This is a genomic window from Aeromonas sp. FDAARGOS 1418, assembly GCF_019048585.1.
In the GTDB taxonomy this organism is placed as follows: domain Bacteria; phylum Pseudomonadota; class Gammaproteobacteria; order Enterobacterales; family Aeromonadaceae; genus Aeromonas; species Aeromonas caviae.
Window position 1 is genome coordinate 4,042,664 of the sequence record NZ_CP077387.1, and the last position, 12,976, is coordinate 4,055,639.

Annotated in this window: 10 protein-coding genes; 8 read left to right on the plus strand and 2 right to left on the minus strand. The window is 65.0% G+C overall.

Going from position 1 to position 12,976, the window contains the following annotated elements; genetic code table 11:
- The first annotated feature begins 1 nt into the window (after position 1).
- The 8 genes from I6L48_RS18870 (at position 2) to I6L48_RS18905 (ending at position 9,835) form a co-directional block, all read left to right on the plus strand.
- A complete protein-coding gene (locus tag I6L48_RS18870) occupies positions 2-907 on the plus strand; it encodes an ABC transporter permease (RefSeq protein ID WP_010673904.1) in 906 nt (301 codons plus the stop codon).
- Entirely contained in the window at positions 904-1,926 is a 1,023-nt protein-coding gene (locus tag I6L48_RS18875; protein WP_042015838.1) for an ABC transporter ATP-binding protein, read from the plus strand. Before I6L48_RS18870 ends, I6L48_RS18875 begins: the two co-directional genes overlap by 4 nt.
- 11 nt (positions 1,927-1,937) lie before the next feature.
- A complete protein-coding gene (locus I6L48_RS18880) occupies positions 1,938-2,936 on the plus strand; it encodes an ABC transporter ATP-binding protein (RefSeq protein ID WP_039040529.1) in 999 nt (332 codons plus the stop codon).
- 107 nt (positions 2,937-3,043) lie between these two features.
- Positions 3,044-4,771: a glycoside hydrolase family 9 protein gene (locus I6L48_RS18885; protein WP_216987596.1), complete on the plus strand. Its 1,728-nt coding sequence runs from the start codon at positions 3,044-3,046 to the stop codon at positions 4,769-4,771.
- A gap of 104 nt (positions 4,772-4,875) precedes the next feature.
- Positions 4,876-5,748, plus strand: coding sequence for a BadF/BadG/BcrA/BcrD ATPase family protein (locus I6L48_RS18890; RefSeq protein ID WP_042880324.1), 873 nt, complete (start codon positions 4,876-4,878; stop codon positions 5,746-5,748).
- A 67-nt stretch (positions 5,749-5,815) separates the two neighbouring features.
- Positions 5,816-7,672 (plus strand): beta-N-acetylhexosaminidase, encoded by a 1,857-nt coding sequence (locus I6L48_RS18895; RefSeq protein ID WP_042880322.1) that lies wholly within the window; start codon positions 5,816-5,818, stop codon positions 7,670-7,672.
- Between the two features lie 192 nt (positions 7,673-7,864).
- On the plus strand, positions 7,865-9,418 hold the full coding sequence (locus I6L48_RS18900; protein ID WP_042880320.1) for a PAS domain-containing methyl-accepting chemotaxis protein: 1,554 nt from the start codon (positions 7,865-7,867) through the stop codon (positions 9,416-9,418).
- Between the two features lie 66 nt (positions 9,419-9,484).
- Positions 9,485-9,835 (plus strand): MGMT family protein, encoded by a 351-nt coding sequence (locus tag I6L48_RS18905; RefSeq protein WP_039040524.1) that lies wholly within the window; start codon positions 9,485-9,487, stop codon positions 9,833-9,835.
- 83 nt (positions 9,836-9,918) lie between these two features.
- Here I6L48_RS18905 and I6L48_RS18910 read toward each other — a convergent pair whose 3' ends face one another.
- On the minus strand, positions 9,919-10,089 hold the full coding sequence (locus I6L48_RS18910; protein ID WP_164882955.1) for a hypothetical protein: 171 nt from the start codon (positions 10,087-10,089) through the stop codon (positions 9,919-9,921).
- A gap of 115 nt (positions 10,090-10,204) precedes the next feature.
- Positions 10,205-12,826 carry a type I DNA topoisomerase gene (gene topA / locus I6L48_RS18915; protein WP_010673895.1) on the minus strand — a complete coding sequence of 874 codons (2,622 nt, stop codon included), beginning with the start codon at positions 12,824-12,826 and terminating at the stop codon, positions 10,205-10,207.
- Positions 12,827-12,976 lie beyond the last annotated feature (150 nt).

The window sequence follows — 12,976 nt, forward strand, 5'->3', positions numbered from 1 at the left end:
GATGCGTATGCCGACCATTCTCAAGATCCTGCTGGGCAACAAGAAGGCCGCCTTCGGCCTCGCCATCGTGGTCACCTTCGTGCTGATGGCCCTGTTCGCCCCGCTGCTCGCCAGCAACGAACCCACCAAGCGGGTCGCCCGCCCCCACCAGCCCCCCAGCGTGGAGCTGGTGATGGGTTCCAACCGCATGGGCCACGATCTCTGGGCCCAGTTCACCAACGGCGCCCGCATCTCCCTGATGGTGGGCTTCGGGGCAGGCCTGCTGGTGTGCGCCCTGGCCATCACGGTGGGCATCACCGCCGGCTACTTCGGCGGCGTGGTGGACGAGTGCCTCACCTTCCTGATGAACGTGGTGCTGGTGATCCCGAACCTCCCCCTGTTGCTGGTGCTGGCAAGCTTCATCGGAGAGGCCTCCCCCATGGTGATCGCCCTCATCATAGGGTTGACCTCCTGGGCCTATGGCGCCCGGGTCATCCGCGCCCAGACCCTGGCCCTGCGGGAGAAGGAGTTCGTCATCGCCGCCGAGGTGCTGGGTGAACCGGCCTGGCGCATCATCCTGGTGGAGATACTGCCGAACCTCATCTCCATCATCGGGGTGAGCTTCATCGGGTCCATCATCTACGCCATCGTCACCGAGGCGACCCTGGAGTTCCTGGGGCTCGGCGATCCGACCGTGGTGAGCTGGGGCATCATGCTCTACAACGCCCAGACCTCGAGCGCCATCCTGGTGGGCGCCTGGTGGGAGATCCTGGCCCCCTGCTTCGCCATCGCCACCCTGGGGGCGGGTCTGGCCATGCTCAACTTCGCCATCGACGAAATCGCCAACCCGCAGCTTCGTTCCCACAAGGGCCTGCGTCGCTGGAAGCAGCTTGCCACTCCCATCACAGCTCAGGAGAAGACAGCATGAAGCCGCAACAACCCCTGCTGTCGGTGCGCCAGCTCTGCGTCGACTACATCACCGAGAGCGGCGACGTGCGCGCCGTCAATTCGGTCAGTTTTGACATCATGCCGGGTGAGGTGTTCGGCCTCGCCGGCGAGTCCGGCTGCGGCAAGTCCACGGTCGCCTTCTCGGTGGCCAGGCTGCACAAGCCGCCCGCCTACATCAGCGGCGGCGAGATCCTGTTCAAGGGAGAGAACATCCTCGGCTTCGACGACGAGCGACTGCGCAGCTACCGCTGGCGCCAGGCGAGCGTGGTGTTCCAGTCCGCCATGAATGCGCTCAACCCCGTGCTGCGCATGGAGGAGCAGTTCTGCGACGTGCTCTTGGCCCACAACCCCGGCATGACCCGCTATGAGGCGATCAAGCGCGCCCAGGAGCTGCTGGAGATCGTCGACATCCACCCGAGCCGGCTCAAGGACTACCCGCACCAGTTCTCCGGCGGCATGCGCCAGCGGCTGGTGATCGCCATCGCCATGGCCCTCAACCCCGAGCTGCTCATCATGGACGAGCCCACCACGGCGCTCGACGTGGTGGTGCAGCGGGAGATCCTGCAGAAGGTCTATGCCCTGAAAGAGAAGTTCAACTTCTCCATCCTCTTCATTACCCATGACCTCTCCTTGATGGTCGAGTTCTGCGATCGCATCGGCATCATGTACGCGGGAGAGCTGGTGGAGGTGGCGCCGGCCAAGGCGATCCTGACCGCGCCCCTGCACCCCTACACCCGGGGCCTTGGCAACTCCTTCCCCCCCCTGCACGGGCCCAAGACCGTGCTGGAGGGGATCCCTGGCAGCCCACTCAATCTGCTGGAGGTGCCGGTGGGCTGCCGCTTCCAGGCACGCTGCGCCAAGGTGCACGAGCGCTGCCGCCAGGAATATACCCGGCTGGCCGAGATCCGGCCCGGCCAACAGGCTGCCTGTCACCTTCATGAGGCAGCAGAGGAACAACCGGATCTTCCGATCCATCTGGACAAGGCCGCTGGCTGTTAAGGATGTCTGTCATGCAAATCGCCCAAACCGACGCGCCCATCATCGAGGTCCAGCACCTCTACAAGGACTTCGCCGTCAACTCCAACGCCATCAAGAGCGGCAAGATGCGGGCGCTGTCCGACATCACCTTCAACCTGCACCGGGGCCGCGCCCTGGCAGTGGTGGGGGAATCCGGCTCCGGCAAGAGCACCATCGCCAAGATCATTGCCAAGATGTACAAGCTCTCCAACGGCCGCATCCTCTACCGTGGCCGCGACCTCGAGGAGTTCAACAAGGGCACCGCCCTGCTGGACTATCGCCAGAGCGTGCAGATGGTGTGGCAGGATCCGTTCGGTTCACTGAATCCGACCCACACCATCTACCACCACATCGCCCGCCCCCTGCTGCTGCACAGCAAGGTGAGTGACAAGCGGGATCTACCCGACATGGTCTATGGCCTCCTTGAAAAGGTGGGGCTGACTCCCGCCAAGGCGACCGCGGCCAAGTACCCGCACCAGCTCTCCGGCGGCCAGCGCCAGCGGGTCAACATCGCCCGCAACCTGGCGGTGGAGGCGGAAGTGGTGCTGGCGGACGAGCCCACCTCCATGCTCGACGTCTCCATTCGCATCGGCATCCTCAACCTGATGGAGCAGATGAAGAACGAGCTCGGCGTCTCCATGCTCTACATCACCCACGACATCGCCACCGCCCGCTACGTGGCGGAAGATCTGGCGGTGATGTACGTGGGTCACATGGTGGAGTGGGGAGAGGTGGACGAGATCCTGCACCACCCCCAGCACCCCTACACCCAGTTGCTCATCTCGGCGGTGCCGGATCCCGAGAAGAGCATCCACGCCGAGCTGGAGGGAGGCCGCAAGGGGGAGATCCCGCTCTGGACCCCGGAATCCCGTGGCTGCCCCTTTGCCGGGCGCTGCCATCAGGCCATGCCCCGCTGCAAGGAGAGCCTGCCCCCGGTGACCCGGCTCGCCGACAACCACTTCGTGCGCTGCTACCTCCACGAACAGGGGTAAGCAGGCCCGCGGCCGGGCACCGTCGCCCGGCCATGCCTCGCGTCGGGGCCGCAAGGCCCCGCAATGAGCCTCGCCCGCCAGGGGCGAGCCTTCGGAGTAAGACCTTGATGGAACTTTTGATCAACCAGGTGGGTTACGAATGTGACGGGGAGAAGAGCGCCCTGCTGCAGTGCGGCGCCGACCTCGATATCCGCGGCCACGTCAGGTTGCTGCGCCAGCAGGACGACCACCTCCTGCTGGAAACGCCGCTGGTGGCGGCGGGAAGTGTCCCCGGCTGGCAGGGGCGCCACTACTGGCGGGCCGATTTCTCCGCCTTCACCGAGCCCGGCCACTACCGACTGGAGGCCGTCGTGACTACGGGAGCGCAGGAGCGCCTGGTGCGCTCCACCCCCTTTGCCATCGGCCGGGGGCTGCTGGCACGCCGCTGCCTCTCCGATGTCATCCACTACTTCAAGGGACAACGCGCCAGCGGCACCTTCGACCGGGCGGACCGCAGGGCACGCCTGTTTGGCACCGATCAGCGCCGGGACGTACATGGCGGCTGGTTCGACGCCAGCGGCGACATGAGCAAGTACCTGAGTCACCTCTCCTACGCCAACTACCTCAATCCCCAGCAGACCCCCATGGTGGTCTGGTCCCTGCTCAAGTGCCGGGAACTCCTGGCGACACGTCGCGACATCGATGGGATGAACCTGTGCAAACGGCTCAATGACGAGGGGCTGCACGGGGCGGATTTTCTCTGCCGGATGCAGGACGAGAGCGGCTTTTTCTACATGACCCTGTTCGACAAGTGGAGCAAGGATCCCGAGCAGCGGGAGCTGTGCGCCTATGCGACCCAGCAGGGGATCAAGTCCGCCCGCTGGCAGGCGGGCTTTCGCCAGGGGGGTGGCATGGCCATCGCCGCCCTGGCCCGCGCCGCCCGGGAACCGAGTGGCGGCGACCTTGACACAAGCCAGTACGCCGACGCGGCCAGACGCGGCTACCTGCACCTGCGCGAGCACAACCTCGCCTACCTGGACGACGGGGTCGAGAACATCATCGACGACTACTGCGCCCTGCTGGCGGCGGTCGAGCTCACCAGAACGCTGGGCGCCGAGTGGCTCGCCGAGGCACGGGATCGGGCCGGCCGGCTGTGCGCCCGCCAGCGCGCCCACCCCGATCTCGGCCACCATTGGGCCGCCAACGACGATGGCTCTCGCCCCTACTACCACGCCGCCGAGGCGGGCCTGCCGGTGCTGGCGCTGCTGGAGTATCTCGCCATCGAGCCGGATCCGGCGCGCCAGTGGGCGGCCAGGACCGTCGCCGAGCAGGCCCTGGCGGCCGAGCTGGCCCTCGCGGCCCGGGCAGGCAATCCCTTCGCTCTCGCCCGCCAGTATGTGAAAGGGGTCGATGAGGCGCCCCGGGTGAGCTTTTTCATGCCCCACCACAACGAATCCGGTTACTGGTGGCAAGGGGAGAACGCTCGCCTCGCGTCGCTCGCCACCATGGCGTTTGCTGCCGCACAGCACCTGCCCGGGCAGAGCGCACTGCTGCGCACCTTCGGCCAGCAGCAGCTCGACTGGATCCTGGGGAGAAACCCCTTCAACACCTGCATGCTGGCGGGTCAGGGCATCAACAACCCGGAATACACCGCCGGCTACCCCAATGCACAGGGGGGGATCTGCAACGGCATCACCGCCGGCTTCGATGACGAAAATGACGTGGCCTTTATTCCAGAGGCGTACAAGGATCGGCTGGATCAGAACTGGCGCTGGGGGGAGCAATGGATCCCGCACGCCGCCTGGTTCGCCCTGGCCATCACCTGGCAGAGCGCACAAGGAGGCCACCATGATTGAGAGCGGTTCACACATCACTGGCACCGGGGAGAGCCCTGGATCCTCCATACCGCCAGCCAGGTTTACCCTGGCCGTCACCTGGCAAAGCGCGCAGGGAGGCCCCCATGATTGAGTTCTGGGTCGGGGTGGATGGCGGCGGCACCCACACCCGGGCCCGCATTCGCAACAACGCAGGCAAGCTGCTCGGCGAGGGGCGCGCCGCCGGCTCCAATTTGGAGCTGGGCATCGCCCTCGCCCACGGCCATGTGCTGGCTGCCATCGATCAGGCCCGCATCGAAGCGGGTCTGCCCAGAGAGAGCGAACAGCGGATGGGAGTCGGGCTCGCACTCGCCTCCGCCGAGCTCGCCGACTGCTACCACGCCATGCTGACCATGCCCTTCCCGTTTGCGCGGGTGAAGCTCACCTCCGATGCCTTTGGTGCCTGCCTCGGCGCCTTCGACGGCCAGGAGGGGGCCATCCTGATCGCGGGCACCGGCTCGGCGGGACTCATCTACCGGGAGGGGCGCCTTCGCACCTGCTCGGGTCGCGGCTTCCCCGTCTCGGATCTCGGCAGCGGCGCCTGGCTGGGGCTGCGCGCCATCCAGCAGTCCCTGCTCTGCCACGACGGCATCCTGCCCCCCAGCACCCTGGCGGTGCGCCTGATGGATCACTTCAGGCGGGATCAGGCCGAGGTAGTGCGCTGGGCTGCGCGCGCCATACCGGCCGACTATGGCCGCTTCGCCCCCTGGGTATTCGATGCCGCGAGCGACGGGGACGAGCTCGCCACCGCCCTGCTGGATGAGACCTGTGCCCAGCTCGGCATGCTGCTGGAGGGCATGACCCAGCTCGGGGCAGACCGGATCGCCCTGCTGGGCGGCATCGGCACGCGCCTCGCCCCCCGTCTGGGCCACTTCCATCTGGTCGCCCCCAAGCGCGACGCGCTGGAGGGGGCCATCCTGTTTGCCAGGACGGAGGCGCTGCCATGTCTGCATCCCTGAGCCTGGTCGGGCCGACAACACCTGCGGGACAGGCTCCCGTTTCCTTCACCCCATCAGAGGAATTCCCATGTCCGCACCCCTGATCCACACCCGGGTCGATCACCGTGACGGTGACGATGTCTGGTTTCGCTTCACCCTGAGCCAACTGCCAGCAGCCCCCTGGAAACTCCACTTCTGCCTCGCCCGCCAGATCGATCCCCACTCGATCGAAGGGGGCACCCTGGAGCGCCAGAGCGGCAGTTACAAGGTCATGGTGCCCCACGAGGGGGTGAGCGAGCTGCGCTTCTGTTGTCGCAACACCCCGCTCAAGCATGACTCCGATATGCCCAAGGGTTTCTTCCTGAGCCTGGAGAGCAAGGGACAGCTGCAACCCCTGGTGCTGGAGGGGGAAGACCTTGGCCTGACCAACCCGCCCTCCCCGGGCCCCGACCTGCCACAGGTGGAGGCCGTCAACGGCCTCGTGCCCCAACCCGCCCACCTGATTTATACAGAAGGCAACTTCCGGCTGGCCGAGCGGGCCCACGTCGACGGCCCCGTTCCCCTCGCCTCCCTGCTAGCCCATTTCAACGAGCTGACAGGCCTGGCCCTGACCCAGGATCACGATGCGGAGATCCACCTCGTCGAGGCGACACTTCCCCCCGAGGGGTATGAGCTCACCATCACCCCTGAGGAGATCGTCATCCGGGCCGCCGGCGAGGCGGGCTGGCGACACGGGCTGGTGAGCCTGGCCCAGTGGGCGCTGCAACACGGAGAGAGCCTGCCCTGCCTGACGGTGCGGGATGCACCGCGCTTCGGTTTTCGCGGCATCTTCCTCGACTGTGCCCGCCACTTCCACTCCATCGCCACCCTCAAGCGCCTGCTCAAGCAGATGAGCCTCTACAAGTTCAACCGCTTCCACTGGCACCTCACCGATGACGAGGGGTGGCGCCTGGAGATCAAGGCCTTCCCCCAGCTGACCGCCGTGGGAGCCTGGCGCGGCCATGGCCTGGCGGTGGGGCCCCAGCTGAGCGGCGGCCCCGACCCTTATGGCGGTTACTACACCCAGAGCGAGGTGCGCGAGCTGGTCACCTACGCCGCCGGGCTTGGCATCACCATCATTCCGGAAATAGACATCCCGGGGCACTGTCACGCCGCCATCAAGGCGCTACCCGAGCTGCTGGTGGAAGAGGCAGACCACTCCCGCTACCTCTCGGTGCAATATTTCGACGACAACGTGCTTAACCCGGCACTGCCCGGCACCTACCGGTTCCTGGACGCCGTGATGGACGAGGTGTGCGATCTCTTCCCCGGGAGTCAGGTTCACATGGGGGGGGACGAAGTGCCCACCGGCGTCTGGACCGACAGTCCCGCCTGCCAGCAACTGATGGCCGAGCAAGGGTATCAGGATTGCCGCGAGCTGCAGGGCCACCTGCTGCGCCACTGCCAGCAGTACCTGGCCAGCAAGGGCAAGCAGATGCTGGGGTGGGAGGAGATACTTCACGGTGACAAGGTGAGCCGGGAGGCCACCGTCTTCGCTTGGACCAGCTTCCAGGCCGGCCTGGATGCCGCCGCATCCGGTTACCCCGTGGTGATGGCGCCTGCCCAGCACCTCTATCTGGATCTCGCCTGGAGTCAGGACATCCATGAGCCGGGACTCTACTGGGCGGGTACCCTCAACCTGGCGCAGGTGCATGCATGCGATCCTGCCCCGGCCGATTTCCATGCCAACGATAACATCCTGGGGGTGCTGAGCCCCTTGTGGTCGGAACTGATCACCTCTCGCGATCGTCTCGACTACATGTTGTTCCCGCGCATGCTGGCCACGGCAGAGGTGGCCTGGAGCACTCCCGCCCGCAAGGTGTGGGAGCACTTCGTCGCCCGTCTGCCCGGCCAGCTGCACATCCTCGACCAGTTGCAAGTGCGTTACCGGGTGCCACAGAGGTAGTGTTATCTTTTTCTTTTCGGCGACCTTTTGGTCGCCGTTTTTTTACCCACCGACAACAAAAACCCAACCTAGCCCCTACTTTTCATCTGCCTTTGTTGGCAAAATAAGGCCCCCGATGAAACCAGACAGGGGATGCATCTCCCTGCGGTTCCGCCACAATAACAATCAGCAAACAGATCGGAGCTTACCCTTATGGCCCGCAAACACGCCCAGGTCGTGGACAGTGAAGTGGAATTTCCCGCCGACGTGCAACTCGTCTCCACCACGGATCTGCGCGGCGTCATTACCTACGCCAACCCCGCCTTCTGCCGCATCGCCGGTTACCAGGTCGATGAACTGGTCGGCCACAACCACAACCTGGTTCGCCACCCCGACATGCCCAAGGCCGCCTTCGCCGACCTCTGGGATCGCCTCAAGGAGGGCAACCCCTGGCGGGGAGTGGTGAAAAACCGCTGCAAGGATGGCCGCTATTACTGGGTCGACGCCTACGTCACCCCCATCTACGAGCACGGCAAGATAAGCGGCTACCAGTCGGTGCGCTGCAAGCCCGACCCCCAGCTCAAGCAGGCTGCCGCCCAGGCCTATCGGACCCTGCTTTCGGCCGAGCAACGGGGCACCCCGGCCCGCCCCTCGCTGCGCCGTTTCAGGCCGCTGATGCTCGGCCTGCCGCTGCTGGCGCTGCTGGTCTGGGCCGCCCTCACCCAGGGCCCCCTCACCGCGCTGCTGATGCTGCTTCCCCCCCTCGCCATTGCGGGCGCCTACTGGCGCGAGCTCATCGCCCTGCCCCGCTATCTCAGGCAGCTCGGTCAGCAATATGACAGCCTGACCCGGCTGGTCTATTCGGGGGATGCACCGGGTGCCATCGCCGATTTTCACCTGAAGATGCTGCAGGCCCGGATCCGCACCGTGCTGGGGCGGGTCGACGATGCCACCCATCCGCTTCAGGCCCTGGCAACCGATCTGCAGGACTCCTCACACCGCGCCTTCCTCGACATCAACGAGCAGGATGCCCAGACCCAGCAGATGGCGGCCGCCATGACCCAGATGGCAAGCACCGCCCACGAAATCGCCCGCAACATCCAGGACACCAACGGCCAGGTGACCGAGGCACGCAGCAGTTGCCAGAGCACGGTGGAACAGCTGGACCAGACCCAGCAGCAGATGACCAGGCTGGCCAGCCAGGCGGAGCAGGCCTTCCACTCCGCGGTGGAGCTCGCCAGCGAGTCGGAGCGCATTGGCAGCGTGATGGGTGAAATCCAGGGCATCGCCGAGCAGACCAACCTGCTGGCCCTCAACGCCGCCATCGAGGCCGCCCGTGCCGGCGAGCAGGGGCGCGGCTTTGCAGTGGTGGCGGACGAGGTGCGCACCCTGTCGACCCGTACCCACAAGGCGACCGAGCAGATCCAGGGCAGCATCAGCCAGATCCAGCACACCCTGGAGCGCTGGCAGGGCATGATGCAGGACAACCTGGCCCAGACCCGGGAATGCGTCGAGATGACCCGCCAGGGATCAGGCAACCTGCACCTGGTGCTGGGTGAAATCGATCAGGTGACCGAATTCTCCACCCAGATCGCCGCCGCCGCGGAGCAGCAGCAGGTGGTGGTGGAGGAGATCAGCCGCAACATCCACCAGATCTCCGAATACTCCCGCGCCAACAGCCAGAAGATCCAGGCGGTGGACGACTCCAGCCAGGAGCTGCTCAGGCGGGCCCGCGAGCTCAGGGGACTGAGCCAGACCTTCGGCTGACAGATTGCAAGCCCCATGACAGAAGCGCCACAATGGCGCTTCTGCTGTTTTTGACGAGCCATCATCATGAGAACGAACGCGCCCCCCCTGGACAAGACGGCCCGCATCGAGGCGATCCTGGCCCTGATCCCCCCCGGCCGCGTGGTGAGCTACGGCCAGGTGGCGGATCTCGCGGGCCTGCCCGGACGAGCACGACTGGTGGGCAAGGTGTTGCGGGAAACCGACAAGGTGCTGCCCTGGCATCGGGTGCTGGGGGCGGCAGGCACCATTTCGCTGCCAAAAGGATCCGCAGGCTTTGACAAGCAAGCGGGGCTGCTGCAGGAGGAGGGGGTGCCCGTGATTGGCGGGCGGGTCAGGATGCGGGAGTGGCAGTGGCAGCCCGACCTGGCCGAGCTGCTCTTTCTGGTTCCCTTCTGACGAGGCTGGCACGTCCCGAAGGGATGGGCGTTCTTGCAACAAAGGGAGGGCCTCTGTGGTCGCCCTCCGTCACGTTCTCTTCCCTAGTCGCCGGCAATGGGTCCCAGAATGTCATCGCTGCGCACCTGTACCGGGATGGTCTCATCCTCCCGTTGCAAGAGCACCAGCAGACTCTGTCTGTCCACCTCCAGCACATAGGCTGTCCCTTCACGGGTCAGGCAGGTCATGCCCGGCCGTATTTCATGTATCTCCATGACAACTCCCTGTCTTGCGCTGCCATCCATGCAGCCATTCCAGTATATCGCCATCCACCAACAAAGAAGCCCCTCGCAAGGGGCCTCTTTCATCATGCTGTGAGCGGCGTCGCCATCAGGCTTTCTTCGCCTTGGGCAGGCTCTCCTGCCATTTTCCGTTGTCGTAATGGGCTGTCCAGCCGGTCGCCTTGCCGTTGACCTCGGTCATCACGTACTGCTCCTTGGTCTTGCGGCTGAAGCGCACCACGGAGGCGTTTCCGTCAGGATCTGACGCCGGGGCGTCCGCCAGGTACTGGTGCTTGGGGGAGAGGCGATCGCGGAAGCGCTTGAGCTCCTCCACCAGGGGCGCACGGGTCTCGCGGGATTTGGGGAAGTTGCTGGCGGCCAGGAAGAGGCCGGCGGCGCCATCCCGCAGCACGAAGTGGGCGTCGGACTGGGTGCATTTCAGCTCGGGCAGGGGTACCGGATCCTCTTTCGGCGGTGCAATATCGCCATTTTTCAGGATCTTGCGGGTGTTCTTGCAGCTCTCGTTGGTGCAACCCATGTATTTGCCGAAACGGCCGTTCTTGAGCTGCATCTCGGAGCCGCAGCGATCGCACTCGATGCTCGGCCCTTCGTAGCCCTTGAGCTTGAACTGCCCCTGCTCCACCTCGTAGCCATCGCAATCCGGGTTGCGACCGCAGACGTGCAGCTTGCGGCTGTCGTCGATGATGTAGGCGTCCATGGCGGTGCCGCAGATCCCGCAACGATGCTTGGCACGCAGGGCATCGGTTTCCGCCTCGTCCCCGTCGGTGGCGGAGACGAACTCGTCCGCACTGACCAGGTTGATGGTCTTCTTGCAGCGCTCCTTGGGCGGCAGGGCATAGCCGGAGCAGCCGAGGAAGACGCCGGTGGTGGCGGTACGGATACCCATCTTGCGGCCACAATCCGGGCAGTCGATATCGGTCAGCACCATCTGGTTGGCACGCATGCCTCCCTCTTCATGGGGCTTGTCGGCCTGCTCCAGCTCCTGGGTGAACTCGGCGTAGAAGGCGTCGAGCACCTTCTTCCACTCCAGGCTCCCCTCGGCGATGCCGTCGAGCTTGTCTTCCATCTTGGCGGTGAACTCGTAGTTCATCAGCTCGACGAAGTTCTCCACCAGGCGGTCGGTGACGATCTCCCCCATCTTCTCGGCGAAGAAGCGGCGGCTCTCGACCCGCACATACCCACGGTCGACGATGGTGGAGATGATGGAGGCGTAAGTGGACGGACGGCCGATGCCGCGCTTTTCCAGCTCGCGTACTAGGGCCGCTTCGGTGAAGCGGGCGGGCGGCTTGGTGAAGTGCTGGCGCGGATCCAGCTTGACCAGTTTCAGCACCTCGCCGACGGTCACCGCCGGCAGCTGGCTGTCTTCACCCTTGCGGCCCATGGGCGGCAGGGCCTTGGTCCAGCCGGCGAAGCGCAGGGTGCGACCGCGCGCCTTGAGCTCGAACTCTCCTGCCTTGACGGTCAGGGTGGAGGAGTCGTACTGGGCCGGGGTCATCTGGCAGGCGACAAATTGGCGCCAGATGAGGTCATAGAGCCGCATGGCATCGGGCTCCATCCCTTCCAGCATCTCGGCAGTCACCTGGACGCTGGAGGGGCGGATCGCCTCGTGGGCCTCCTGGGCATTGGCCTTGGCGCCGTAGAGGTTCGGCTCGCTCGGCAGGTAGGCGGCACCATACTGCTCGCCGATGTATTCCCGCACCGCGTCCACCGCCTCTTTGCTGAGGTTGGTGGAGTCGGTACGCATATAGGTGATGTAACCCGCTTCATAGAGACGCTGGGCCATCATCATGGTCTTCTTGACCCCGAAGCTCAGACGAGTAGAAGCCGCCTGCTGCAGGGTGGAGGTGATGAAGGGGGCGGACGGCTTGGAGCCGGTCGGCTTGTCTTCCCGGTTGACCACCTTGTAGTCGACCCCTTCCAGGGCCGCCACGGCGGCGAAGGTCTCGGCCTGGGTCACCGGCTTGAAGTCGGCACCGTTGCGGCTGACCACCTCCATGCGCAGCTCACTCTTCTCGGCGGTGAGCAGGTCGGCGTTGAGATCCCAGAACTCCACCGGCACGAACGCCTTGATCTCGCGCTCCTTGTCGACGATAAGGCGCACCGCGACAGATTGCACCCGACCGGCGGAGAGGCCGCGGGCCAGCTTCTTCCACAAGAGCGGGGAGACCATGTAGCCCACAACCCGGTCGAGGAAACGACGGGCCTGCTGGGCGTTGACACGATGAATGTTCAGCTCGGACGGCTGGGCGAACGCCTCCTGGATGGCGCTCTTGGTGATCTCGTTGAACACCACGCGCTTGTAGCGGCTGTCGTCGCCACCGATGATCTCGCGCAGATGCCAGGCGATCGCTTCCCCCTCTCTATCCAAGTCGGTTGCGAGATAGATGGTGTCGGCCTTGGCGGCCAGACTTTGCAACTCGCTGACCACTTTTTCCTTGCCGGGCAAAATCTGGTAGTTGGCCTGCCAGCCTGCGGTCGGGTTGATGCCCATCCTTGAGAACAGGGCGTTGCGATCCTTGGCCGCCTTCTCGGATTCGCTGAGCTTGATGCCGCGAATGACAGGTTTTTTGGGCTCGGTGCTGGCGCTGCCGCTGGTCGGCAGATCGCGCACGTGGCCTACGCTGGATTTCACCACGTAGTCCTTGCCCAAATATTTGTTGATGGTCTTGGCCTTGGCCGGAGACTCCACGATGACCAGTGATTTGCCCATGCTGTAACTATTATCCTCATTGCACCCGACGGGGTTGGCGTGCGGTTTTGTGGGGCTGTATAAGAGATTTGACGGGAAAAAGCAATCTTGCGGGTCAATTTGCCCGACAGCCCGAACCGCCCTGCTTCTTTATTTATTAATGCGAAGCCG

Excerpts from the sequence above, each read along its gene's own strand:
- I6L48_RS18870 (WP_010673904.1), top strand. The coding sequence starts at position 2 with ATGCGTATGCCGACCATTCTCAAGATCCTGCTGGGCAACAAGAAGGCC.
- I6L48_RS18875 (WP_042015838.1), top strand. The coding sequence starts at position 904 with ATGAAGCCGCAACAACCCCTGCTGTCGGTGCGCCAGCTCTGCGTCGAC.
- I6L48_RS18880 (WP_039040529.1), top strand. The coding sequence starts at position 1,938 with ATGCAAATCGCCCAAACCGACGCGCCCATCATCGAGGTCCAGCACCTC.
- I6L48_RS18885 (WP_216987596.1), top strand. The coding sequence starts at position 3,044 with ATGGAACTTTTGATCAACCAGGTGGGTTACGAATGTGACGGGGAGAAG.
- I6L48_RS18890 (WP_042880324.1), top strand. The coding sequence starts at position 4,876 with ATGATTGAGTTCTGGGTCGGGGTGGATGGCGGCGGCACCCACACCCGG.
- I6L48_RS18895 (WP_042880322.1), top strand. The coding sequence starts at position 5,816 with ATGTCCGCACCCCTGATCCACACCCGGGTCGATCACCGTGACGGTGAC.
- I6L48_RS18900 (WP_042880320.1), top strand. The coding sequence starts at position 7,865 with ATGGCCCGCAAACACGCCCAGGTCGTGGACAGTGAAGTGGAATTTCCC.
- I6L48_RS18905 (WP_039040524.1), top strand. The coding sequence starts at position 9,485 with ATGAGAACGAACGCGCCCCCCCTGGACAAGACGGCCCGCATCGAGGCG.
- I6L48_RS18910 (WP_164882955.1), bottom strand. The coding sequence starts at position 10,089 with ATGGAGATACATGAAATACGGCCGGGCATGACCTGCCTGACCCGTGAA.
- topA (WP_010673895.1), bottom strand. The coding sequence starts at position 12,826 with ATGGGCAAATCACTGGTCATCGTGGAGTCTCCGGCCAAGGCCAAGACC.